Origin of the sequence: Catalinimonas alkaloidigena (assembly GCF_029504655.1) — a bacterium.
Taxonomy (GTDB): domain Bacteria; phylum Bacteroidota; class Bacteroidia; order Cytophagales; family Cyclobacteriaceae; genus Catalinimonas; species Catalinimonas alkaloidigena.
In genome coordinates, this window is the sequence record NZ_JAQFIL010000001.1 from 497,553 (window position 1) to 522,478 (window position 24,926).

Genomic DNA, 24,926 nt, shown 5'->3' on the forward strand with positions numbered 1-24,926 from the left:
CATGACAGTGGTAAATTTGAAAAATAGATTATTGGTAAGTGGGATAATCAGTTTCATCTGTCTGCTGATGAATGGTTCACCAGCATTAGCCCAATGCCCTACAACAGGCGGAACAACCATTACAAAGACAGACGAGCTTTGCTTTAGTGCAAATGATGGTACAATTACTTTTACTTTTAGTGATGGTTCATACCCTTCAGTGACCGATTATAGAGTAAGGCTGTGGAATTTTGAAGAAGGCGCAACGGGTGCTTACGTATATGACGATAATAACCCTCCTTTTCTCAATATAGTCCCTGCTCCATCTATTGTAGCAGATATGTTGGTTTTTTCTAATGTTCCTCCGGGAGATTATCTGCTGGTATTGGACGGAGGAAGTTGTTCTAACGAAGATTATGGGTTCCTTTTTTCAGGAGCTCCAAATAGCGGTATCAGAATCAATGCCGCAACAGAAATCGTTATTGATGAGCCAACCATAGCTACGGTCGGTAACGATCAGTGTAATGCGCCATTTAATGGGTCAATAGATGCTAGCGGAGCCGTTAGCGGTGGCACTGGAGGATATGAATATTCTATTGATGGAGGAACAAACTATCAGCCAAGCCCGGTATTCAGTAATTTAGAAAACAATACCTACACACTGACTGTCAGAGACACTAATGGTTGTATCAAAGAAGAAGCGAATATTGTCATTAATGATAATCGTGTGACACCCACAGCAGGCATTACGCCTTCACCTGCTTCTGTTTGTGCTGGAGAAGATTTAGTATTGGATGGAAACCCTGCGGGAGGAGCCGGAGGTTTTACTCATAGCTGGACCGGAGATACGGGTTTTCTTTCGGCTACCAATGTAAGTAATCCAACCTTTAATGCAGCTACGGATGGCAATTACTCATTGACATATACAGTAACGGATGCAAGTGGATGTACGGCTACCAGCAATATTTCTGTAACAGTTAATGCCCTACCAGTAGTAGCAGATCAGATGCCTACGGTTTGTGCAGATATACCCGGAGGTACCCAGGCGACTGCTGTTGATTTGACCACATTAAATGTGTCAATAGATGGAGGAAATGGCTACACTATCAATTGGTACGCTGATGCAGGTCCTGCTTCCCCAATAGCTGACCCAAGCAATGTGACAGTAAATGGCGGAGACGATTTCTTTGCCGAAGTAATTGATGGAAATGGCTGTTCTTCTGTGGCAACGATCAGCTATAGTGTTGTTTCTGCTCCTATTGCTCCTGCAAATGTAACAACATCCAATATTATTTGTGATGGTTTTGATTTAAGCTGGGATGTATCAGCGACAGCTACTTCCTATAGAATAGAAATTGACGAAGACCCTGCTTATGGAAGTCCGGAAGTAAATGCAACGCAAGCTGGAAATACTTTAAATGTAAGTGGGTTAACACAGGGTACAGTATATAACATTCGTATTACACCTATTAATAGTTGTGGAGACGGAACCTCAGCCACAGATACAGAAACGACTACAGATGTACCGCTAGCATTGGCGAATTTAGCCTCAGCCAACCCGGTCTGTGATGGTTTTGATGTAAGCTGGGATGCTTCAGCAGGTGCGGTAGATTACCTGATAGAAATAGATGATGACCCTGGCTTTGGGAGCATAGAGGTGACTACCACGCAGGCAGGTATTACTTACAATGCCAGTGGCTTGTCACAGGGCATAACATACAACATCAGGGTAACGCCCAGAAATACCTGTGGAAATGGTGCTTCAGCCACCGATACCGAGACGACTACCGATGTACCGGTGGCGCTAGCGAATTTAGCTTTGGCCAACCCGGTCTGTGATGGCTTTGAAGTAAGCTGGGATGCCTCGGCAGGTGCGGTAGATTACCTGATAGAAATAGATGATGACCCTGGCTTTGGGAGCATAGAGGTGACTACCACGCAGGCAGGCACGACATACAATGCCACAGGCTTGTCACAGGGCATAACATACAACATCAGGGTAACGCCTAGAAATACCTGTGGAAATGGTGCTTCAGCCACAGACACCGAGACGACTACCGATGTACCAGTGGCACTTGCGAATTTAGCTTTGGCTAATCCGGTCTGTGATGGCTTTGAAGTAAGCTGGGATGCTTCAGCAGGTGCGGTAGATTACCTGATAGAAATAGATGATGACCCTGGCTTTGGGAGCATAGAGGTGACTACCACGCAGGCAGGCACGACATACATTGCCACAGGCTTGACACAGGGCATAACATACAACATCAGGGTAACGCCCAGAAATACCTGTGGAAATGGTGCTTCAGCCACAGACACCGAGACGACTACGGATGTACCGGTGGCGCTAGCGAATTTAGCTTTGGCTAATCCGATCTGTGATGGCTTTGAAGTAAGCTGGGATGCATCGGCAGGAGCGGTGGATTATTTGATAGAGATAGATGATGATCCTGCCTTTGGCAGCATAGATTTGACCACGACTCAGGCAGGTATTACTTACAATGCCACAGGCTTGTTACAGGGCACTACTTATAACATCAGAGTAACGCCCAGAAATACCTGCGGCGATGGAGCCTCAGCCACAGACACCGAGACGACTACGGATGTACCGCTGGCCCTGGCGAATTTAGCTACAGCCAACCCGGTCTGCGATGGCTTTGAAGTAAGCTGGGATGCTTCAGCAGGAGCGGTGGATTATTTGATAGAGATAGATGATGACCCTGCCTTTGGCAGCATAGATCTGAGTACTACTCAGGCAGGTATTACTTACAATGCCACAGGCTTGTTACAGGGCATAACATACAACATCAGGGTAACGCCCAGAAATACCTGTGGAGACGGAACCTCAGCCACAGATACAGAAACGACTACAGATGTACCGGAGCAGCCTATCAATCTGCTCAGCAGTGGAGAAGTCTGTGATGGATTTGATGCAGCCTGGGACCCGGCTTTGGGAGCAGCAAGTTATCGGGTAGAAGTGAGTGATGATAATTTTGCCACAACAGTAGCGACAGCCACTCCCTCAGCAGGTACCGAGATTGTAAGCTTTTCTGGTTTGAGTCAGGGGGTAACTTATGCGTGGAGAGTGACAGCGATCAACAGCTGTGGCAATAGTATAGTATCCGCAGAACAGACCGCTACTACGACTACTGCTCCAGTTGTAATCGACCCTGCACCAGCACTTTGTTCAGATGACATCGGAGGCAATACTGCCTCAAATATAGACTTGAGAGCACAGGAAGCAGTCATGGATGGAGGAGCAGGATATCCTTTTGTATGGTACAGTGATGCTGCAGCAACAATATCAGTTCCTGATCCAACCGATGTTACAGCCACCGATGGACAAAGCTTTTATGCCAGAGTAGGTACAGGTTCCTGTGAAGTAATTGCCAGTCTTACCTTCGCTGTCAACTCGACAGATGACTCAGGCTTTGACTATGTACAGGCAGCCTACTGTGAGAATGAGTTGAATCCTGTAGCCCAGAATGTGATGACTGCCGGTGGTACTTTTTCTTCCACGGCAGGCCTAAACTTTCTGGATACTACCACCGGAGAGATAGACCTGGCAAGTAGTACAGCAGGTACTTATGTAATTACTTATACTACTGCTGGTGCTTGTCCTTCTTCATCAACGTATGGAATAGAAATTTATGAGGTTCCTACAGCGAATCACCTTTCAGAGGTAGTTTGCGAAGATGCTGAAGGAAGTAGCTCTGCCACAGTAGACCTGACTGTACTTGAAAGTGCTATCAACAATGAGGGAGGCTTAACTTTTACCTGGTATGATGATCCCGGCCTGGCTCCGGCTAATGAAGTAGCTACTCCCAACAATATTAGTGTGGGTAATGGCGATACCTATTATGCTGTAGTGAGCAATGGCAATTGTCAGGCAGTAGGTGAGGTGAGCTATACCATAAATAGTCTTCCAGCGGTAGTTGACTTAACGCCTGAGGCTTGTGAAACGACTGCCGGTGGTGGTAGCGCTTCAGCAAGCCTGAGAGATTTGGAAATGGCTATGGATGGTGGCGCGGGACTTACCTTCACCTGGTTTGAAGATAATCTATTTGCTACACCAGTAGCTGACCCTACCAATGTAACGGTGAGCAATGGTGATGATTTTTACGCCTTGGCTAGTGATGGCACTTGTGAGAGCTCTGCTTCAGTAACTTATACGGTTAATGCGCTGCCAGTGATAAGTTTCAGCGGATTGAGTTCTCCCTACTGTGAAACAGATGGTGCTGTATTGTTAACTGGGGATCAGGCCCCGAATGGTACATTCTCCGGACCTGGTATCACGGATAATGGGGACGGAACGGCTAGCTTTGATCCGGCAACTGCCTTGGCAGGTACACATACTATTACTTATTTTTTTACAGATGGCAATGGATGCGCTGCCGAAAGTGCGCAAACAGTTGTGGTCAATGACTGTACCCTGCCGGTAAGCGCTAATTTTACCGCTGATGTCACCAGCATATGTGATGGTGAGACAGTAACATTTACCAATCAGTCATCGGGAACCATTACGACTTACAATTGGGACTTCGGAGTAGGAGCTACCCCGGCTACAGCTACCGGTGCAGGACCACACGTAGTTACTTATAATGGCGTAGCCAGTTATACAGTTTCTCTGGAGGTAAGTGATGGCGTAGATACAGATACAGAAAGTAAGACTGATTTCATCACCGTTAACCCGGCAGATGACTCAGGCTTTGACTATGCACAGGCAGCCTACTGTGAGAATGAGTTGAATCCTGTAGCCCAGAATGTGATGACTGCCGGTGGTACTTTTTCTTCCACGGCAGGCCTAAACTTTCTGGATACTACCACCGGAGAGATAGACCTGGCAAGTAGTACAGCAGGTACTTATGTAATTACTTATACTACTGCTGGTGCTTGTCCTTCTTCATCAACGTATGGAATAGAAATTTATGAGGTTCCTACAGCGAATCACCTTTCAGAGGTAGTTTGCGAAGATGCTGAAGGAAGTAGCTCTGCCACAGTAGACCTGACTGTACTTGAAAGTGCTATCAACAATGAGGGAGGCTTAACTTTTACCTGGTATGATGATCCCGGCCTGGCTCCGGCTAATGAAGTAGCTACTCCCAACAATATTAGTGTGGGTAATGGCGATACCTATTATGCTGTAGTGAGCAATGGCAATTGTCAGGCAGTAGGTGAGGTGAGCTATACCATAAATAGTCTTCCAGCGGTAGTTGACTTAACGCCTGAGGCTTGTGAAACGACTGCCGGTGGTGGTAGCGCTTCAGCAAGCCTGAGAGATTTGGAAATGGCTATGGATGGTGGCGCGGGACTTACCTTCACCTGGTTTGAAGATAATCTATTTGCTACACCAGTAGCTGACCCTACCAATGTAACGGTGAGCAATGGTGATGATTTTTACGCCTTGGCTAGTGATGGCACTTGTGAGAGCTCTGCTTCAGTAACTTATACGGTTAATGCGCTGCCAGTGATAAGTTTCAGCGGATTGAGTTCTCCCTACTGTGAAACAGATGGTGCTGTATTGTTAACTGGGGATCAGGCCCCGAATGGTACATTCTCCGGACCTGGTATCACGGATAATGGGGACGGAACGGCTAGCTTTGATCCGGCAACTGCCTTGGCAGGTACACATACTATTACTTATTTTTTTACAGATGGCAATGGATGCGCTGCCGAAAGTGCGCAAACAGTTGTGGTCAATGACTGTACCCTGCCGGTAAGCGCTAATTTTACCGCTGATGTCACCAGCATATGTGATGGTGAGACAGTAACATTTACCAATCAGTCATCGGGAACCATTACGACTTACAATTGGGACTTCGGAGTAGGAGCTACCCCGGCTACAGCTACCGGTGCAGGACCACACGTAGTTACTTATAATGGCGTAGCCAGTTATACAGTTTCTCTGGAGGTAAGTGATGGCGTAGATACAGATACAGAAAGTAAGACTGATTTCATCACCGTTAACCCGGCAGATGATTCGGGCTTTGCTTATGGGGCTACCGATTACTGCCCCGGTGATGCTGACCCTACTCCTGTTTTAAGCGATGTATTGATTAGTGGTACATTCACGGCAAGCCCGGCTGGTTTGGTGATTAATGCAAACACCGGTGAAATAAATATAGCGGGGAGCACTCCAAATGCATACGTTGTAAGATATACTACTACTGGAGCTTGCCCAACATTTACAGAAGCGCCAATTAACATTAATCCTGCAGAAGATCCGAACTTTAACTATGCCAGCAATACCTATTGTAAAAGTGATCCGGTAAATCCTGTCGCGAATGTTACGGGAGATACAGGTGGTACTTTTGATGAGCCTAGCGGAGATCTGATAATTAATGCCTCTACTGGCGAGATAGATTTGGCAGTAAGTACAGCAGGTACATATACAATTACTTATACAACAGGAGGCCCATGCCCTGCTTCAACAATGTTTGACATCACCATAGAAGAAGCACCAGATGCTACTTTCAGTTATACCTCTGCTTCTTTCTGCCAGACAGCTGGTAATCAGTTGCCAAATCTGATAGTACAGAGTGGTGGAGGTTTCTCTATCGTAGGACCGGCTCCGGCAGGATTTCTGGTAGACACTGGCACTGGTGAAATTGATCCTTCTCTTGGAGTGGTAGGAGATACGTATACCATTGCTTACGAGATCGTTGGTGCAAGCTGTAATGATATACACACCTTTGATGTTACCATCACCGGTGCGCCTGATGCTACTTTTGAATACGATCTTACAGTAGATGGCGAGTCTTCTTTCTGTCAGAACGAAGCTAATCCATTACCTGACTTCGCGACAGGGGCCTCAGCGGGCACATTCTCGGCTTTATCTCCTGACCTGGTGTTTGCGGATGTCAATACCGGTGAAATTGATCTAACTGCTAGTACACCGGGTGTCTATTCGGTGACCAATACCATTCCTGCTGCAGGCTCTTGCCTTGCTGCCACACATACTGATCTGGTAGAGGTCAGAGCGCAGGAGGATGCCAGCTTTACTTACGATCAGGCCAGCTATTGTAAAAGTGAAACTACCAATCCGGTAGCCAATATTACCGGAGATGCAGGTGCCTTTGATCCGGTCGCTGGCATTGTGTGGGAAGATGATACAAGGGGTGAAATTGACCTGGCAAATAGTACAGCAGGTACTTACGTAATTACTTATACTACCGCCGGTGTTTGTAGTACAACACAAACTTTTGACCTTGAAATTACAGAGGTAGAAGATGCCAGCTTCCACTACGGTGGGGTTACAGAATTTTGCAAAGCAGATGCGAACCCAACGGTCACTATTGATGGCGTGGGTGGAGGTACATTCAGTGCTGGTGCCGGCTTAGTGTTTACCGCTAATCCGGGTGAGATAGATCTGGCTGCCAGTGATGCAGGTGAATATGAAATCACTTACGTTACTCCCGGTACCACACCTGGCTTCTGTGCGGGTAGCAGTACACTTACCATTACGATTTATGATGATGTTACTGCCAATGCCGGATTAGATGGCGCTTCTTGCAGTTTTGATTATACTTTGGATGCGGGCGTACCAGCAAGTGGTACCGGTACCTGGACATTGGTGGGCACACCTCCGGGTACTGCTTTCTTCAATGATCCGAATGACCCTGCTACCGATGTGCAGGTGGATAGCCCGGGCTCTTACGAATTTCAGTGGGAAGTTGTGAATGGAGCCTGTACAAGTACTGATATTGTAGAAGTTGTTTTTACTGATCCTCTAATAATAACTCCCGTGGGAAGTCCTAGTACAGCCAATTGTACAGCTACCCCTGGAGGACGTAGAATAGTAACAGTTTCCGGAGGCAGTGGAAATTATACTTTGCTCTGGAGCCCCAATGGAGAGGCTGATGATTTCTTAAATGGAACAGCGGCAGCTGGTTTTGGCCCGGGAGTACCTGGAGGGGTTTATGTTCTGACAGTGACAGATGATGATACCGGATGTGAAGCTACTTTCGTACAGGAAATAACCAATTCCGGAATAGATGGAGCAGTATCCATAACATCTAATGACAATGCTTGTAGCGGGGATGGTGCAGGAAGTATAGAAGTAGAGTACCTGACAGGCACGGGTCCTTATGTAGTCACTTACTATGATGAGTTTGGAATAGAACTAGATTCTCATAACTCAGTAGCCGGACCACTCAACGACCAGCTAAGTGGGCTTTACGGAGGTATATATTATGTAGATGTACAGGATCAGGGTGCAGGCTGTTCAACAGGGCGAAAGGTAATCATTGCCGAACCGGCTCCAATTACAGTCATGCCGGATGATATCACGGATGCTTCTTGTTTTGGGAGGGCTGATGGCAGCATTACTGTGGATGTAACCGGAGGCACGGGAGGACCCTATACTTTTAGTTGGAAAGATGATACAAATACCGAAATTAGTACTGACGAAGTTCCTATAGATTTGGCAGCAGGAGATTATTATGTAGAAGTAAGTGATGGTTCTGCCTGTCCTTCTATCACCTCAGCGATATTTACTATTGGTGAACCTGCTCCTGAAGCTGCTCCGGTAGCAAATACTGCTATCAACATCACTTGTAACAGTTTTGAAATCAGTTGGAGTGATGAGAGCGTATTGAATTATAATATAGACATCAGCGAACTTGCGGACTTCAGCAGTGGTGTGATAACCACCAACATTACAGACGGTAGTACTAGTTTATCGGTAAATACTGGAATTAATGCTGCGACTACTTATTATTACAGAGTGAGTGCTAAAAAAGGATGTGGGTTTACAGAATTTTCAAATGTAGAAAGTGTAGATACTGAAACAGTACCTGCTCCGGTAGCACAGGCAGTCAATGGGTTCTGCGATTCATTTACCGCAGAGTGGACCAGTGTAGCGGGTGCGACAGACTATTATCTGGATGTATCTACTGACCCTGATTTCACTACGAATGATATCATAGATAATCAGGCAGTAGGCGTAGTGAATAGTTATGATGTAACAGGGCTGACTGATGCTGGGCCATTCTATTACAGAGTAAGAGCAGAAACATGTGATATTTCAGCAAATTCTAATGTAGAGACCGTAGAGCTTTTAGGAATTCCTGCCCAGCCTGATGGTTTGACTACAAGTTTAGAGAAATGTACAAGCTTCCAGGCGAGTTGGAATCCGGTAGCTGGTGCAGCTAATTACCTGATTGAAGTAAGTGCAGATGGAAACATAACCTCACATTATGCAAGTACTGAAACTTTCGTAGTGACAGGATTGACTGCAGGCACAGACTATGAATGGCGAGTAACCGCGCTGCACCCTTGTGGAGACCGCCCCGCATCAGCACCTATTCCGGCGAGCACTTTAGATGTACCGGAAGATTTGACAAATCTCAGTGCCACTCCTGCCTGCGAAGGATTTGATTTGAGCTGGAATACTTCTGATGGGGCAAATGAATATCGTGTAGAAATATTTGACAATCCTGGTTTTGCCGGGCTGGCTATTGAAAGTGTAACTCAGCCAGGCACTACTTATACTACGCCCGTACTAGCGGAAGGTACAGAATACTTCTATCGGGTTACACCAGTCAATACTTGTGGAGATGGTATAGGTGATGACAATAGTGTAATCACATTAGAAAAACCAGCAGCGCTTTCAGGCTTAACAGTAGACAATGTCTTCTGTGATGGCTTTGAAATAAGCTGGGATGCGGCAGATAGAGCAGGTGAGTATCATATAGAAATAGACGATGATAATCTGTTTGGTAGTCCCGAGTTTGATCTACTGCAGTCTGAAACTAGTTATTTAGCATCAGGATTAACCGATGGCGTGACTTACTACTACCGTATTACCCCTGGAAATGGATGCGGAGATGGAACGGAAAGCACAGGGAGTGAAGTCCCTACGCTTACACCTTTGGCGGCACCAGTGAATCTAAGTATTAGTGCATCAAACTGTACAGGATTTACCCTAAGCTGGGATGGAGTTAGCGGCGCTGCTCAGTATAGAGTTGAGGTTTCTTCTGACAACTTTAGCACAATTGCTGAAAGCATGTTGGTGAGTACATTGACCCACGACTTTGTATCGCTTTCTTCAGACATCATGGATTACAAAGTGAGAGTAGTGGCAATAGACAATTGTGGAAACGATGGTACTCAATCCACAGAGGTAGATGCCCAAACCTCTCCTCAGGAGGATTGTGGCTGTGGGTTTGATCCTGACAGAGCATCTTTCGTGGTTTCTTCCGAAAATGTGAACTGTCCGGGTAGTGAAGATGGTGCCTTGATGGTGTATCTGAACCCCACTTCTACGGTAAATCCTGGCAGGTATGAATATAGCTATGTTAGTGGTCAGGATTCAGTTGGCTTTGTGGCAGGAGGAAATTCCACAGGATTAGTTTTTCTGGCTGATAATCTTTCTGCCGGAGATTACACCCTATACGTTTGGGATAAAAACGGAGATCCTGCAACCTGTGACACCCTTCGTACTTTTACAAGAACGGTTGAAGTACAAAATAACGCTTCACTCACGACAACACCCGAAACTTGTGCAGGTAGTGATGGAGGGATCACCGTAAATATCCCTTCAGGCTGTAGCGCTAACCAGGCTTATGAGATTATTGGTAATAATGTAGATACTGGAGATCCGATAAATTTTGCCGGAAATATAGCAGAGAACCTGATGGCTGGTAGTTACGAGATTGTCTTGCGTGATGATCTTGGCAATAGCCTGGATACCCTATACACTTCAGTGATTACGACCTGTAGTAATAATGGGGGCGGCGGCTCAGGGCTTACCTGTGAACTGGGGGATAAAACAGTAGATGTTTCAGTGACTGCTGCGAGCTGTGATACTGGTGAAGGCGCAGTTATCCTTTCGGTCATAGGAGGAGAAACTGAGGTGTATAACTTCCGGGTAGTCAGTGTGTCAGGCGCTATTGACAAAACAGTGACCAGTGTTGGTTCAGCTACTTTTGATGAATTACCTGCTGGTCAGTATGAGTACATTGTCATTGACGAAGCCGGTTCGCCCAGATGCCAGTCTTCTTTTAATGTGGTTGAGAATATTGTCGTGATCAATACCATTGGCATGACACTTCCTTCATGTGAGGATGAGGAGCAGACAGCTACACTGGATGTACTGTTGAGCGCTGCTACCACAGCCCCTGCTCCTTATGATGTGTTTGTCATCAATGGAAGTGATACGGTAAGTACAGCGATCATAGAAGCAGGCACTAATAGCACGGAAGTAAGCGGCGTACCTACCGGTGGTGACTTCAATGTAGTGGTTAAATCTCGCGGTGCGCAAACCTGTCCTGCTTCTCGTATCATGAATATTCCGGCGACAGGCACAGTGGCCATTAGCTTTGACCATACTTCTGAAGATATTACCTGCTTTGGTGATGGAGGTACAGTAACCATCAACAATATTGTGGTGGCAGAAGATACTGAGTTTACGATTAACCTGATGAGTGTGGAGCAGACACAGCCTTATGCCACACGTATCTTCTCCGCCATACCAAGCAGCTATACGTTTGCTAACCTTGAAAAAGGAGATTATCGTATTCAGCTCGTTCAGCAACAGTCAAGCTGCGGAATCATCAGCACCGAAAGTTCTCCGGTATTTACCATTGATGGAGGTGATGAGGAACTTTCAGCAGTTGTGCCTGAAGAAGTGTTTGTAGATGTAAATAATCCTTATGGTACCATCAAACTGGATAGTATAGAAGGAGGAGGCTTGCCTTATGAAGTACGTATTGCAGCTGACCCTAACGGAAATACTACTGATTGGATAGAAGTAACCAACGATAATCCGGTCATCAAGCCTTATGCTCATGCGTATAACGATCTGGAGATAGGTAACTATTTTGTAGAGTTAAGGGATCGTTTTGGTTGCTCTATCTTGTTTGAGGTAGATATCCATTATACGGCAGATCTGTATATCCCCAATATCATTACTCCTAATGGCGATGGTGATAACGACACTTTCAGGATCATTAACCTTACTCCTGAAGATAGTAACAATGGAGCGAAAATGATGATATCCAATCGCTGGGGTAAAATTGTGTACCGTTCAAACAACTATAGTAATGATGATGGATGGGATGGAGGTGAAAGCGCTGACGGTATGTACTTCTACCAATTGATCATGCCGGATGGTAGCGAGTATACTGGGTGGATAGAAGTGTGGAGAGGAAGAACCCCTTAAAAATTGAATAGTTATAGAAAAGGCTGTCTTCTATACAGGAGACAGCCTTTTTAATTTTCTTTTAGTATTAGGCTTAAACGAGCTTGGCATCCAGCTCAATCTTTACTGCTGATAAAGCTTTTGAGACCGGGCAATTTTCTTTGGCTCCATTGGCATGCTTTTCAAAATCCTCCTGGCTGATTTCAGGAATTTTGGCTTGGGTAACTAGTTTGATCTTCGAGATGGAAAATCCTCCATCAGATTTGGTTAAGCTCACCTGTGCTTCAGTTTTTACACTTTCTGGAGAGAATCCAGCTCCTTCCAATGCACCTGATAAGGCCATGCTGTAACAACCAGCGTGGGCCGCAGCAATGAGTTCCTCAGGATTGGTGCCGTCCCCTTCTTCAAAACGAGACTGGAAGCTGTAAGCGCCTTCATAGGCGCCACTGCCCAAGGCCATATTGCCTTTTCCGTTTTTAAGACCGCCGTTCCACTCAGCATTTGATTTTCTTAGTGCCATAAAATTTGATATTAAAGGTTGAAAAAATAGTACTATCATAAAACGTCTGCGCTTGGTAAAAGTTAATAATAAAACGAAATTGCAGTACCCATCTCCAAGAATGGGATTTTATAAACATCAGATATGAACAATAGAGAAATAGTTGAGCATCACCGCCTCAAGTTACGCCAGCTTCGTCTGAGTGATCATGACGATATCAAGGAAATTATGAAAATTGTCTATGCACAGGCAGGTGGTGCGTGGACCAAGAAAGAGTTTAAAAACCAGTTAAAGGCTTTTCCTGAAGGACAAATATGTATTGAAGTAGACGATAAAGTAGTAGCTGGTGCCTTAAGTATCATTGTAGACTATAGGAAGTTTGGAGACAACCATACCTATGACGAAATTACCGGATACGGTAAGTTTGATACGCATGATGACAATGGAGATACCCTCTATGGTACTGACGTATTCGTTCATCCTGAATATCGTGATATGCGATTGGGAAGGCGTCTGTATGATGCCCGCAAAGAGCTGTGCGAAAACCTTAACTTAAGAGCCATCATCGCCGGAGGGCGAATTCCGGGTTATAACAAGTACCGGAATGAGATGACACCCAAAAGGTATATTGAGGAAGTAAAAAACAAAGAGATTTATGATCCTGTACTTAGCTTCCAGCTTGCCAATGATTTTCACGTCCGCAAGGTCATTACTAAATATTCTGACGATGATGTCGCTTCGCACTACTATGCGACATTGCTGGAATGGCTCAATGTATATTATGATGAGTCGGAGAAACTGATCGGCGGTACCAAGTCGGTTGTAAGGGTAGGAGCGGTGCAGTGGCAGATGAGAAGAGTCGTCTCTCTGGAAGATTTACTTCACCAGATGGAATTCTTCGTTGATACCGTATCCAGTTACAATGCCGACTTTGCTATGTTTCCTGAGTTTTTCAATGCTCCGCTCATGGCGATGTTTAAGGATGTGGATGCTGCTGATGCCGTTCGTATGCTGGCCGATTATACCGAAAAGATCAAAGATAAGATGTTGGAGTTTGCCATATCTTACAACATCAATATTATTGCTGGTTCCATGCCGGTCTATGAAGACCATAAGCTGTACAATGTAAGTTACCTGCTACACCGTGATGGCAAAGTAGATGCCCAATACAAGCTGCATATTACCCCGGACGAACAAAGCTACTGGGGCTTACAAGGCGGAGATGAAGTAAAGGTATTCAATACCGATGCTGGCAGGATTGGAATTCTGATCTGTTACGATGTAGAATTTCCTGAGCTTAGCAGAATTATGGCTGACCAGCAGATGGATATCCTGTTTGTCCCTTACTGGACAGATACTAAAAATGCCTATCTCAGGGTAAGAAGATGCGCACAGGCAAGAGCCATAGAAAATGAGTGCTATGTGGTAGTATCGGGTAGTGTGGGTAACCTGCCTAGGGTAGAAAATATGGATATTCAGTACTCTCAGTCGGCGGTATTTTCACCATCTGATTTTTCCTTTCCACATGATGCTATTGTAGCAGAAGCCACACCCAATACCGAGACGACCTTAGTCTCTGATCTGGACCTTGAACTCCTCAAGAAACTGAGGACCCAGGGTAGTGTGCGTAACCTGCAACAACGCCGAAAAGATATCTACGATGTAGTGATGAAAAAGAAAAAAAAGCAGAAGAAAGAGTCCTTACCAGAAGAAGAACCACTGGATGAGAAACAGGAAGTAAATGCATAAAAAAAAGAAAGCTGGCTCATAAGCCAGCTTTCTTTCTAAGAGAGCTTCTTGACAAAGGCTAATGTATTAACGTCATCAGCATAGTCCCATAGTTCAGGTTGCTGTGCTTTACCTAATGGTAAACTGGAGGGAAACCAAGCATCTCGGGAAACTATACACTGGATTTTGTCTTCCAAAGTTTTCAATTTTTCTTGAAGCACTTCCTTTTGCTGATATTTTTCATAAAAAACTACTGAAATCGGAGAGACCAGCTGTTCGCTTTCCCGCAACAAAGCAAAACCTGTATCAAAATGCGGCTCATTGTTTACCAAAAAGATAGACTTGTTGTAATCGTAATTGTTGTTGTACTTATGATGATTGATAATGGAAGCATAACCTTGCCAGGCATCTAAGAGCTTTTTAAAATCAAAACCTTCAGGAACATAAATTTTGGAAACATTCCTACACCCCAGACCAAAATGCTGGAATATGTCATCTGCCAGGTCTGTTAGTTCCGCCTGACTTTCTTTCCCATCTATTACTGCTACAGAAGTACGGTTGTGCCGTATGATATGAGGAATTTTGGCGAAATAGTATTCAAAGTAGCGTGCTGTGTTGTCGCTGCCGGTGGCAATCATAGCTTCGGCTTCATTTAACTTATCCAGAAAATGAATTTGTGCTTTAAAATAGGGCTCAATGTCGGTAAGTATCTCAGCAATGTATTTGATCAGAAAGCTATCCTGAGAGCTTAGCTTGGCCAGTAACTGATGTCCACTGATCAGTACAGTGAGAAAATCGTGAAAACCTACCAGAGGAATATTCCCCGCCATGACTACGCCTATTTTTTTTGCATACTCAGGCTTATCAGGAAGGTCTTGCGTCCATGTTTTAAGCTTATTTTCATCCAGATAACGGATAACACCTTGTAAAGCTATGTCCAGATTTTCATCAGTAAACCAACTGTTTTCTCCTTTCGCACGCTGGTAAATGTGGGTTTTTTCGTCTTCAGATAAGTTGTCAAGGATATTTCCAACCGTATGAAAGGCCTTTATTCTATCTTCTAGTTTGATCATTTCTTAATAAATCATTCAAATGATTGTAAAATAAAACTAATGGTTGTTTAATTCGTTAATTAAATTAGTAAAAAATAAGTAACCAAATATCAAGAGTTGATATGGCGATAATGATTACCGATGAATGCATCAACTGTGGTGCATGCGAGCCGGAATGCCCTAATACTGCAATATATGAAGGTGGTGTAGAATGGTCGTGGGCAGATGGTACCGACTTGAGTGAAGTAGAACTGGATGACGGAACGGTAGTAGATGGCTCAGAGCCTCAAGAGCCCGTTTCCGACGAATTTTATTATATCGTAACTGGAAAATGTACTGAGTGTATGGGTTTCCATGAGGAGCCCCAGTGTGCGGCAGTTTGTCCGGTTGACTGTTGTGTGGAAGACCCGGATGCCAGAGAGTCCGAAGAAGAGCTTCTTGGCAAAAAAGCCTGGATGCATAATGAATAAGTTGAAAGTTAAAGGTTAAAAGTTGATGAGCGTAAACTCTCAACTTTTAACCTTTGATTCATTTCATACTTGCCCTTTTTATCAGATAAGACCTCAAAATGTGGTCAAACCCCTCATTTATATCGGCCTCTATAAAGTCAATCTTTGCCTGTCCGCATTTTATTTTTAGCTCGTGGTAGTACTCTTCCATTTGCTTACGGTAGGCCTCTTTGATTTGAGAAGGCTGAAGCTTTAGGCGATCTCCTTTTTCTACATCAATAAATTCATAAGGACGCTCATCAAAGTCAAAATCAAGCTCAGTTTTATGATCAGTAACATGAAATAGGAGTACTTCATGTTTATTGTGCTTTAGATGTTGTAGAGCACCAAATATTTTCTCCTTATCATGAAAATTCTCAAACATGTCACTGAAAATAATCACAAGCGATCGTTTGTTGATTTTTTCTGCAACCTGATGTAGTACGCTGGCTACAGAAGTCTGCTGCATTTTGGGCTGACTTTTCAGCATAGCTTCCAGGATAATAAATAGCTTATGAAGGTGTGAAGAGGTAGACTTTACCTGAGTCTGCTGCTCGATATCGTCAGAAAAAATGCACAAGCCGAAAGCGTCACGCTGCTTTTGCAACAGATAGGCCAGTGCGGCGGCTGTCATAATGCTAAAAGTGATTTTACCCATATTTTCCTGCGGGTAGTACATAGAAGAAGAATTGTCAATAACTAGCTGGCAGCGCAGGTTTGTCTCTTCTTCATATCGTTTAGTGTAGAGACGGTCAGTTTTTGCATATACTTTCCAGTCAATATGACGAGTGCTTTCTCCGGAATTGTATAGCCGATGTTCAGCGAACTCTACCGAAAAACCGTGGTAGGGTGACTTGTGAAGGCCGGTAATAAAGCCTTCTACCATTTGTTTGGCAAGCATCTCTATATTTCCAAATTCTCGGATTTCTCTTAATTGCAGCATAAAAAATACATTCCGTGTATGTGTATAACGAAATTCAATATATCAATTTGTGTTCATAATAAAAGGAAGTGCATTATATATCCACTACGTTAGCCTTCGGATAAGCACAAACTTATGAGAAGTCTGAGTTCCCTCCCATAACGTAAAAATTTTAGCCTTAGCTCATATTGCAGTTTTTTATTTGTAATAATGGTTGGATTTATACTATATTTAGGACAATTTAGTGTCAAACTAAACAAAACTTTAATCTAAAGTACTCACTTTAAAACCTAAATTTAGCTGTTGTGGAAGATAATCAAGGTAAAGAAAGGGCAGAAATTTATTCGCAGAGAGTAAGGGCCGGTAAACGTACATACTTCTTTGATGTGAAGTCTACACGTTCAAATGATTATTATCTTACTATCACCGAGAGTAGAAGAAGATACAAGGATGATGGTTATTTTTATGAGAAGCACAAAGTTTTTCTTTACAAAGAAGACTTTAACAAATTCATCAATGCGCTTCAGGAGACCATCAATCATGTGAAGGAGGAGTTAATGCCTGAATACGATTTTGATCAGTACGAAACTGCAAACAAGGAAGAAACAAGCATTGATGATGAATTAAAGTGGGACTAGGTCATCTTTAGTCATTGACGATGTAAGCCCTTGAATCTTCTTGGGCTTTATTTTTTTCTTCGGTCTAATATTTTTATGTACAATCATGATCAATAAGGGTGTCCTCTATATCATCTTATTTGTGCTGGGCTTTTTACTTCTGGCGTGGATATTCTCTGATATTTTTGGCTACTTCGTGATTGCATTGGTCTTGTCGGCTATATTTTCACCGCTAACAAATTACATCAACCAGCTGCATTTTTTTGGCTACCACATGCCACGCTTTATTGCTGTGTTGATTTCATTCGCAGTGATTATTATATTGATTTCTTCATTTATTATACTTTTTATCCCTCTTATTGATGATCAGGTAAATATCATTACCAGTATTAATTATGAGGATCTTTATTATAAGGCAAGTGCCCCTTTGCAGCGTGTTGAGACTTTTCTCTATAATAACGGCATCATTGAAGATGAAGACCTGTTAGTAGAAAGTTTACGGTCCAGCCTTCTCGCCCTAATTGGTACTATTAATTTTGGAGAGTTTTTCAATCAGTTGATCTCCCTGACAGGAACTTTTTTTGTAGGGATTCTCGCGGTAGTTTTTATCACTTTTATATTACTGTATGAGAAAGGCATAGTACGCCGGCTAGTCATTAAGTTGATCCCTAATCATTATTTTGAAGTATTTATTGCAGCCATTTATAAAATAGAGACGCTCCTCTCTAACTACCTGATTGGCTTGCTCCTTCAGATATTCTCTATTTTTTGTATCGCCTCATTGGGGCTCAGCTTGTTTGGTATCAACTATGCGCTTACCATTGCTATTTTTGCGGCAGTGGCGAACCTCATTCCATATGCCGGGCCTATTTTAGGCTCTGCCTTTGGTATCGCAGTGGGTTTGTCTACTACAATACTTGATGCCTCAACCAACGAGATGATCATTCTCGCCATTAAAGTTATTTCTGTCTTTGCTGTAGTACAACTCACTGATAATCTTGTACTTCAACCATTGATTTTCTCAAAAAGCGTAAAAGCTCATCCTTTAGAAATATTTATAGTTATTTTTGCGGGCGCTACCATTGCAGGGGTTATTGGCATGGTAGCAGCTATTCCGGCATATACTATATTAAAAGTAGTGTACATGGAACTTTATAACGGATACAAACAGTATCATATTTTTAAGACTAAATAAAATTAGCATAAAGTAGCATATGAGTTTACAGTGTGGAATAGTAGGCTTGCCTAATGTAGGCAAATCAACTTTGTTTAATGCTTTATCAAGTGCCAAGGCAGAAGCGGCAAATTTTCCTTTTTGTACGATTGAGCCAAATGTGGGTGTAATTACAGTGCCTGATGAGCGGCTGAATACGCTGCAGTCTCTGGTCAATCCGCAGAAGGTAATCCCAACAACTATAGAATTTGTAGATATTGCAGGCTTAGTAAAAGGAGCAAGCAAAGGAGAAGGTTTGGGAAATAAATTTTTAGCGAACATTAGAGAGGTTGACGCCATTATTCATGTGGTGAGATGTTTTGCGGATGATAATGTAGTGCACGTAGCTGGTTCAGTAGATCCGGTATTTGACAAAGAGGTGATTGATACCGAACTGCAACTTAAAGACCTGGAGTCGGTAGACAAGAAAATATTGCGATTGGAAAAAATCGCCAAATCAGGGGACGCCAAGGCCAGAAAACATCTGGCGACTTTACAAAGTTATAAACAGCATTTAGAGGCAGGTAAAAATGCCCGTAGTATAGATGTGGCAGAGGAAGATAAAGAGGCTGTACAGGATTTACAATTACTCACTGCCAAGCCAGTCATTTATGTGGCTAATGTAGATGAAGCTTCGGTACACGATGGCAATGAATATGTAGAAGCTTTGAAAAAAGGGGTAAGCGATGAAGAAGCAGAAATCATTTTGATTTCCGCATCTATTGAATCGCAAATCGCGGAACTGGACCCGGAAGAGCGTACTGTTTTTCTAGAGGAGTATGGCTTGACTGAGTCAGGATTGAACAAATTAATAAGGGCATCTTATAGAATCCTGAATTTAATTACATACTTTACTGCTGGTGAGAAAGAAGTAAGAGCCTGGACGATTATGAGAGGGTGGAAAGCGCCACAGGCTGCCGGAGTAATCCATACTGACTTTGAAAAAGGGTTTATCAAAGCTGAAGTCATCAAATTAGCGGATTATAAGCAGTATAAGTCAGAGCAGGGGTGCAGAGAAGCAGGTAAATTAGCCATTGAAGGGAAAGAATATGTTGTAGAAGATGGAGATATAATGCACTTCAGGTTCAATGTTTGATTTGGAATTTGTAAATTCATCTTTAATAATTACGTGAGTATCAATCAATCTGAAAAGGTTTTTGACTAATTGCTTAATAAATAAGTATTTTTACATATAAATGGTAGGTCTATATAAACAATTTCCATTATATTCTATTCCTACATTTTAGATAAGACTTTTATTCGGTCAAATTTTTTTTGGTTTAATTTAAACAGCTGGTTTTTTGAGAATACGTATCATTTTTATACTGCGGAACAAGGGCTCATATGTTCCTTTCCATCATCAGTATTTGTTGGCCCAACTAATTAAAGGGATACTGGTGAAAGGAGGCGAAGAAAAATTTATAAATTCAAGGCTCTATAATTTTTCAGGACTGAAAGGGCAGACAAAAATCAGTCGCAACGGCCTTCATTTTTATTCTAGCCGTGTTACACTGGTGTTATCAGCAACCAACAAAGACTTTATAGATTATTTTCTGAAACACCTCTTTGCTTTTCCTCAGATCGATATCGGTACCATGAGCCTGATACCGGAAGCTGTTGAGCTAGAAGACAAGCCCACTCTGAAAGATGCCATGAAGTATGTGTGCATCTCTCCATTGGTATTGGTAGAGCCCTCATTTAGCGATGATCGTGGAAAAAAGTTTATCATTCCCACCTCTGATACTTTCTCGGATCTTTTGTATGAGTCTATCATGATCCGAATGGAGAAGTCTGGTATCTATTCCGCAGATCAGATGGCTGATTTCTATAAGTTTCAGCTCGTGCCTGACAAAAATTATCTACTCAGAATTAAAGAGCAGCAGAAAAAGTTTGCCCGTATCTATCCCCTCTACGATCAAGATGTAAAATATGAAGTTAGAGGCTATACCTTCCCTTTCGTACTATATGCTGCTAAAGAGGTACAGGACTTTATCTTCAATAATGGACTGGGGTTATATGCCCATAAAGGCTTTGGCATGCTTGACTTGGCTACAGCGGATCCTGGTAAAGGTACTTCAAAGTACGAATTCGAAGGAGCTCCTGCTGCCAAACCCAACAATAAAGAAAGAGAGGATAGAGAAATTGAGTCCTAGCGTAAGTTAGATACAAAGCGACTATAGCCAATCAAAAGATCAGCCCTCTGGCCCAGTGGCCGGGTGTAAATGAAGATTTCGTACAAGTTTTCTGTCTCGTAATGGTTTCCATCAAATGGGTAAGGATCCTGGCCTTCTCCATGGTCTACATAATAAAGGTAATTATAGAATCCTTGTTTGAGTAACACATCCAGTGTATAACCCTGCTGGAGTTCATCATATGTCATTCTTACCCGCTCATTGAGTACCCGGTGGTTAAAAGCTCCTATGACATATACATCTCCGTTGAGAGGCTCGTCAGCATCCAGGAAAAAATGAGTATTGATATAATCCGCAGTGAGTTCCCCTCCTCTGTTTTCCAGATTTCCAATAATGTAACTACCATTCAAGTCATTGTATTGACTGTAAGCTTCATTAGCGCGATTACGATCGGGCAGCAGAAAAGCCTCCATTGGCTGTTGGTCCTGCAAAACTTCAGCTACATTTTGCCCCAAAGCTTTTGAAGTTCTCAGGTCAAAATAGCGATACTCGTTACCAGCCCAAAAATTATTTTCAAGATCAAAAAAGGTATACTCCAGCTGCTTTATATCTTCCCGTACAAAACTTGGTTTGAGTCCGCTAATGGTATTAAACCACTGCTGATTCTGCCGGATCACCACATAGATGTCGTTATAAGGGTTAGGGAGATTGAAGTTCTGATAATTGATGAGAAAGTCAATCTGGTGGCGGGTATCCCTTGCCTGTACACCACTGGAAAGCTTTACGTTGGCCTGAATATTTACTCTCGGATCATACACCATAAACCGTTTAGTAAATAATGGCTGATCTTCCGCATTTCTTTCATAGACTACAATAGCATAATTGCCAGGTAATTTCACCCTGGGTATAGCTAAAGTGTAGCGCGCAAAAGGTACTTTGGTATTGAAAGAAAGTTCCTCATCGATGATCCTGAATTCATTATACTCATACAGATAATCCATGCTGTATAACTTGGATTGACGCCAGTCGGAATTGCAGTGGATAATTTTAGCATTTAGCTCTCCATACACTTCTCGTTCGCCCAGTTCCAGCCAGTCAAACGACAGCAGGGTAGGAGTATTCTGATTGATATTAATAACAGCTTCATACTGTTGCTCATCGGGCTGAATCAGCCTGACAGTCTGTATTTCATCACTGAAAGTACGGTCTTCGTAAACGCCATCATCAGCTAAAGTAGAAGTGCTACTGCCGGTAGGGCTGCTGCTGTTAGTAGTAGAAGTACCTGCTACGGGCACACAGGCCAACAAATACGAAATGGAAACTAAAAAAAATGTGACTTTATACAGTAGCTGATTCATGAAGTATTAATTCAATTGCTTCTCAAGTTCTTCTACCTTCATGGCGAGTGCCTCCCAGCTTTCTGTGGCTTGCGTGAGTTCATGTTCCACAGCATCAAATTTCTGAGAGTTTTCTGCCAAAAGATCAACATTGCCAAATACAGAAGGTTTAGCTAATTCCTTTTCAAGCTGTTCTTTTTGCTCTTCCAGTTCCATTACCCTATTTTCTGCTTTTTCCAGCTCGCCTTTTAGCCTTTTCAGCTCTTTTTGAGCCTCATGATTATTGTTTTGCGGTTTGGGCGCACTGGATTTTGGCTTTGCTTTGGGCTGTTCCTGCTTTTCCTCTTGCTTACCATTGGACGGCGCTTGCTGGCTTTGCCAATAGGCATACTCTTCATACGTACCGGGATACTCTTTTATTTCCTTATCTTCTATATACCAGATCTTGTTCGCCACTTCGGAAATAAAGTAGCGATCGTGAGAAACGATGATGAACGTGCCCTTATACTGCTGCAAAGCCTGTATCAGAATATTTACCGACTGCATGTCCAGGTGGTTGGTAGGCTCATCCAGCAGCAGAAAGTTTGATTCTCCGATCAGCGTTTTGGCCAGCGCCACTCTTGACTTTTCCCCTCCGGAAAGCACTTTGACCTTTTTAAATACTTCTTCATCCGTAAATAAAAACAGCCTAAAACCCCTCTCAATTCCTGCTCGGTTTTCTCGCTACCCGCCTGCTTAAGTTCTCCCAAAATGTCATTGCTAACATTTAACGCTTCCAACTGATGCTGCGCAAAAAAGCCCATATCAACATTATAACCCAGCTTGCTTTCTCCCTCAACAGCTTCAGTACCGGCAATGATGCGCAGTAGGGTGGACTTACCTTTGCCATTGGCACCGATCAGGGCAATTTTATCTCCTCTTTCAATGGCACGAGAAGTGTTCTTCAAAATCTGCAGATCACCATAAGATTTGGAGACATCATCGAGCTCTACCACAAAACGCCCCGACTGCTTCTTGAAGTTAAACCTGAAATTAACACTGGCGTTTTCATCCACCACTTCATCTACCTTATCCATACGGTCCAGCGCTTTTACGCGGGATTGTACCTGTCGGGCTTTGGTAGCCTTGGCACGAAAGCGCTCAATAAACTTTTCGGTTTGCTTAATTTTCTGCTGCTGGTTTTCATAAGCATTTTGCTGTATTTCTCTGCGCAGCTCCCTTTCTTCCAGATAAAAGGAGTAGTTGCCAGAATAGACATTAAGCTGCTGATTGGATACCTCCACCACCATATTAATGGTATTATCCAGAAACTGCCGGTCGTGAGATACTACAATTACAGCACCCTCATATGAGCGCAAATAGTTTTCAATCCACTGGATAGAAGGGAGGTCCAGGTGGTTGGTAGGCTCATCCAGCATAAGCAGTGAAGGCTTTTCCAGCAGAAGTTTGGCCAGCATCACGCGCATGCGCCAGCCTCCGGAAAACTCTCTGAGCGGGCGTTTCAGGTCTTCGGTATTGAAGCCTATACCTTCCAGAATTTCCTCCGCTTTGGCCTGTAGTGCATAGCCCTCCATCATCTCAAACTTCTCCTGCAGCTTGGCAAGTTTATCTACCAGGGCATCATCATAGTCGGTTTCCATCTTTTTGAGCACCTTTTCAATTTCATGCTCAATCTTAAGTGCCTCTTCAAAAGCCTGCATGGCTACGTTCAGGATAGAATCATCCGACTGAAAAGAGAGCAGGTCCTGGTTGAGGTAGCCTATGCTACAGTCATTGGCTTTGCTGATCTCTCCGCCATCAGCGGTGTACTCACCATTGATCAGGCGTAACAAAGTAGTTTTGCCGGTTCCGTTCAGGCCGATCAGGCCAATTTTGTCTTTGGGCTTAATGTGCAGACTGGCATCCTCATAGATGGGCCTGCTGCCGATATAGTACGATAAGTTATTAATGGCTAACATATGCGTGCAAAAATAGAAAATATAAAACGCAGATGTAACGTCAGCCGGAAATTAAACATTCCTTGTGCTTGCCGGAAAGTTTTAGCGTGCAGCGGAAAGTGTAAAAGTTTTCAGCAATTTGACCTTAGCCTCCCGCTGATACCAGTCGTTTCCTAACAGTTCAAGCTGGCGGGCCGTGACAAGCCCAAAATCTGCTTCTCGGTATTTTTCCAGGCTATCAATAAATTTTTGAGGATTGAGCAGTGGCTCTCTGAAACGAATAACAGTACTATGTGCTGTAAAAAGCCTGTAGCGGGAATCTATGGAATGCTGTAGCTCAGAACTTTTGAAAACTTCCCTGAGCTGATCTCTTAGCCGTTCCAGGGCACCATCTTCTGGAAAACCCTGGATGAGTACAGTGGAAGGAGAGGCAGTAACACCTTTGAAGAGAATTTTGATAGGAGGAATGCCATCCAAAGCTTTCTGAATCAACTTGTTGTAAGCCAACACATCAATATCTTCCAATTCAAAACCTGAGTAGCAGGAAATGATAGAAAGAATGGTCATATGCTGATCTGACAAAGGATAATAATACTGATGAGGTTCTACCTGAGCGATCTCATCCAAAAATGCATTGATATTTTGAGCGGTAGCATTATCAGGGCGCAGCAGTAAAGTAATCCCGTAGCGATCATCACCCGGCTCATCCAGCAGGGTGTCTGTCTGCTGATTTCCTTCCAGAAAGCTGTTACGGGCTTTTGTCCACATTTGAGTATAGTGTTCAGAGAGAGCTTGGTTCATGAAAAGCTTTTAGGTTGATCATCATTTAGTGAAGGTACGGTCAAATTTGCGAAATTTTTATAACTTCAAACTGCTAACCTAA

12 protein-coding genes and 1 pseudogene are annotated in these 24,926 nt (G+C 43.4%); 7 read left to right on the forward strand and 6 right to left on the reverse strand.

Going from position 1 to position 24,926, the window contains the following annotated elements; translation table 11 throughout:
• Position 1: 1 nt before the first annotated feature.
• The gene (locus OKW21_RS02105) at positions 2–12,139 is read left to right on the forward strand and encodes a fibronectin type III domain-containing protein (RefSeq protein WP_277476750.1); all 12,138 of its coding nucleotides are present in this window, start codon (positions 2–4) and stop codon (positions 12,137–12,139) included.
• A 73-nt stretch (positions 12,140–12,212) separates the two neighbouring features.
• Here the strand turns inward: OKW21_RS02105 and OKW21_RS02110 are convergent, their stop codons facing one another.
• A complete protein-coding gene (locus tag OKW21_RS02110; protein ID WP_277476751.1) occupies positions 12,213–12,638 on the reverse strand; it encodes an OsmC family protein in 426 nt (141 codons plus the stop codon).
• Positions 12,639–12,761: 123 nt separating this feature from the next.
• Between OKW21_RS02110 and OKW21_RS02115 the strand changes: the two genes are divergently transcribed.
• Positions 12,762–14,366 carry a carbon-nitrogen hydrolase family protein gene (locus tag OKW21_RS02115; protein WP_277476753.1) on the forward strand — a complete coding sequence of 535 codons (1,605 nt, stop codon included), beginning with the start codon at positions 12,762–12,764 and terminating at the stop codon, positions 14,364–14,366.
• A 35-nt stretch (positions 14,367–14,401) separates the two neighbouring features.
• Here OKW21_RS02115 and OKW21_RS02120 read toward each other — a convergent pair whose 3' ends face one another.
• Positions 14,402–15,418 (reverse strand): acyl-CoA reductase, encoded by a 1,017-nt coding sequence (locus OKW21_RS02120; RefSeq protein WP_338130023.1) that lies wholly within the window; start codon positions 15,416–15,418, stop codon positions 14,402–14,404.
• 101 nt (positions 15,419–15,519) lie between these two features.
• On the opposite strand from OKW21_RS02120, the gene OKW21_RS02125 reads away from it, so the two are divergent.
• The gene (locus tag OKW21_RS02125; protein ID WP_277476754.1) at positions 15,520–15,867 is read left to right on the forward strand and encodes a 4Fe-4S dicluster domain-containing protein; all 348 of its coding nucleotides are present in this window, start codon (positions 15,520–15,522) and stop codon (positions 15,865–15,867) included.
• A 58-nt stretch (positions 15,868–15,925) separates the two neighbouring features.
• Here OKW21_RS02125 and OKW21_RS02130 read toward each other — a convergent pair whose 3' ends face one another.
• On the reverse strand, positions 15,926–16,828 hold the full coding sequence (locus tag OKW21_RS02130; protein WP_277476755.1) for a DUF58 domain-containing protein: 903 nt from the start codon (positions 16,826–16,828) through the stop codon (positions 15,926–15,928).
• 284 nt (positions 16,829–17,112) lie between these two features.
• On the opposite strand from OKW21_RS02130, the gene OKW21_RS02135 reads away from it, so the two are divergent.
• The 4 genes from OKW21_RS02135 to OKW21_RS02150 all read left to right on the forward strand — a co-directional run bounded on the left by OKW21_RS02135 (position 17,113) and on the right by OKW21_RS02150 (position 20,790).
• Positions 17,113–17,445 (forward strand): DUF3276 family protein, encoded by a 333-nt coding sequence (locus OKW21_RS02135; protein WP_277476756.1) that lies wholly within the window; start codon positions 17,113–17,115, stop codon positions 17,443–17,445.
• Positions 17,446–17,530: 85 nt separating this feature from the next.
• On the forward strand, positions 17,531–18,619 hold the full coding sequence (locus OKW21_RS02140) for an AI-2E family transporter (RefSeq protein ID WP_338130024.1): 1,089 nt from the start codon (positions 17,531–17,533) through the stop codon (positions 18,617–18,619).
• A 19-nt stretch (positions 18,620–18,638) separates the two neighbouring features.
• Positions 18,639–19,733, forward strand: coding sequence for a redox-regulated ATPase YchF (gene ychF / locus OKW21_RS02145; protein WP_277476757.1), 1,095 nt, complete (start codon positions 18,639–18,641; stop codon positions 19,731–19,733).
• A gap of 205 nt (positions 19,734–19,938) precedes the next feature.
• Complete coding sequence (locus OKW21_RS02150) at positions 19,939–20,790, forward strand: CRISPR-associated endoribonuclease Cas6 (RefSeq protein ID WP_277476759.1); 852 nt, start codon at positions 19,939–19,941, stop codon at positions 20,788–20,790.
• Here the strand turns inward: OKW21_RS02150 and OKW21_RS02155 are convergent.
• The 3 genes and pseudogenes from OKW21_RS02155 to OKW21_RS02165 all read right to left on the reverse strand — a co-directional run bounded on the left by OKW21_RS02155 (position 20,787) and on the right by OKW21_RS02165 (position 24,844).
• Entirely contained in the window at positions 20,787–22,127 is a 1,341-nt protein-coding gene (locus OKW21_RS02155; RefSeq protein ID WP_277476761.1) for a type IX secretion system plug protein, read from the reverse strand. The two genes, OKW21_RS02150 and OKW21_RS02155, sit on opposite strands and share 4 nt — an antisense overlap.
• A gap of 6 nt (positions 22,128–22,133) precedes the next feature.
• Positions 22,134–24,064, reverse strand: a pseudogene (gene abc-f / locus OKW21_RS02160) (ribosomal protection-like ABC-F family protein).
• Positions 24,065–24,145: 81 nt separating this feature from the next.
• A complete protein-coding gene (locus OKW21_RS02165; RefSeq protein ID WP_277476763.1) occupies positions 24,146–24,844 on the reverse strand; it encodes a 2'-5' RNA ligase family protein in 699 nt (232 codons plus the stop codon).
• Between the last annotated feature and the right edge of the window lie 82 nt (positions 24,845–24,926).

What these genes read in the sequence shown, in the direction of transcription:
- OKW21_RS02105 (WP_277476750.1), top strand. Translation starts at nt 2, where the DNA reads ATGACAGTGGTAAATTTGAAAAATAGATTATTGGTAAGTGGGATAATC.
- OKW21_RS02110 (WP_277476751.1), bottom strand. Translation starts at nt 12,638, where the DNA reads ATGGCACTAAGAAAATCAAATGCTGAGTGGAACGGCGGTCTTAAAAAC.
- OKW21_RS02115 (WP_277476753.1), top strand. Translation starts at nt 12,762, where the DNA reads ATGAACAATAGAGAAATAGTTGAGCATCACCGCCTCAAGTTACGCCAG.
- OKW21_RS02120 (WP_338130023.1), bottom strand. Translation starts at nt 15,418, where the DNA reads ATGATCAAACTAGAAGATAGAATAAAGGCCTTTCATACGGTTGGAAAT.
- OKW21_RS02125 (WP_277476754.1), top strand. Translation starts at nt 15,520, where the DNA reads ATGGCGATAATGATTACCGATGAATGCATCAACTGTGGTGCATGCGAG.
- OKW21_RS02130 (WP_277476755.1), bottom strand. Translation starts at nt 16,828, where the DNA reads ATGCTGCAATTAAGAGAAATCCGAGAATTTGGAAATATAGAGATGCTT.
- OKW21_RS02140 (WP_338130024.1), top strand. Translation starts at nt 17,531, where the DNA reads ATGATCAATAAGGGTGTCCTCTATATCATCTTATTTGTGCTGGGCTTT.
- ychF (WP_277476757.1), top strand. Translation starts at nt 18,639, where the DNA reads ATGAGTTTACAGTGTGGAATAGTAGGCTTGCCTAATGTAGGCAAATCA.
- OKW21_RS02155 (WP_277476761.1), bottom strand. Translation starts at nt 22,127, where the DNA reads ATGAATCAGCTACTGTATAAAGTCACATTTTTTTTAGTTTCCATTTCG.
- OKW21_RS02165 (WP_277476763.1), bottom strand. Translation starts at nt 24,844, where the DNA reads ATGAACCAAGCTCTCTCTGAACACTATACTCAAATGTGGACAAAAGCC.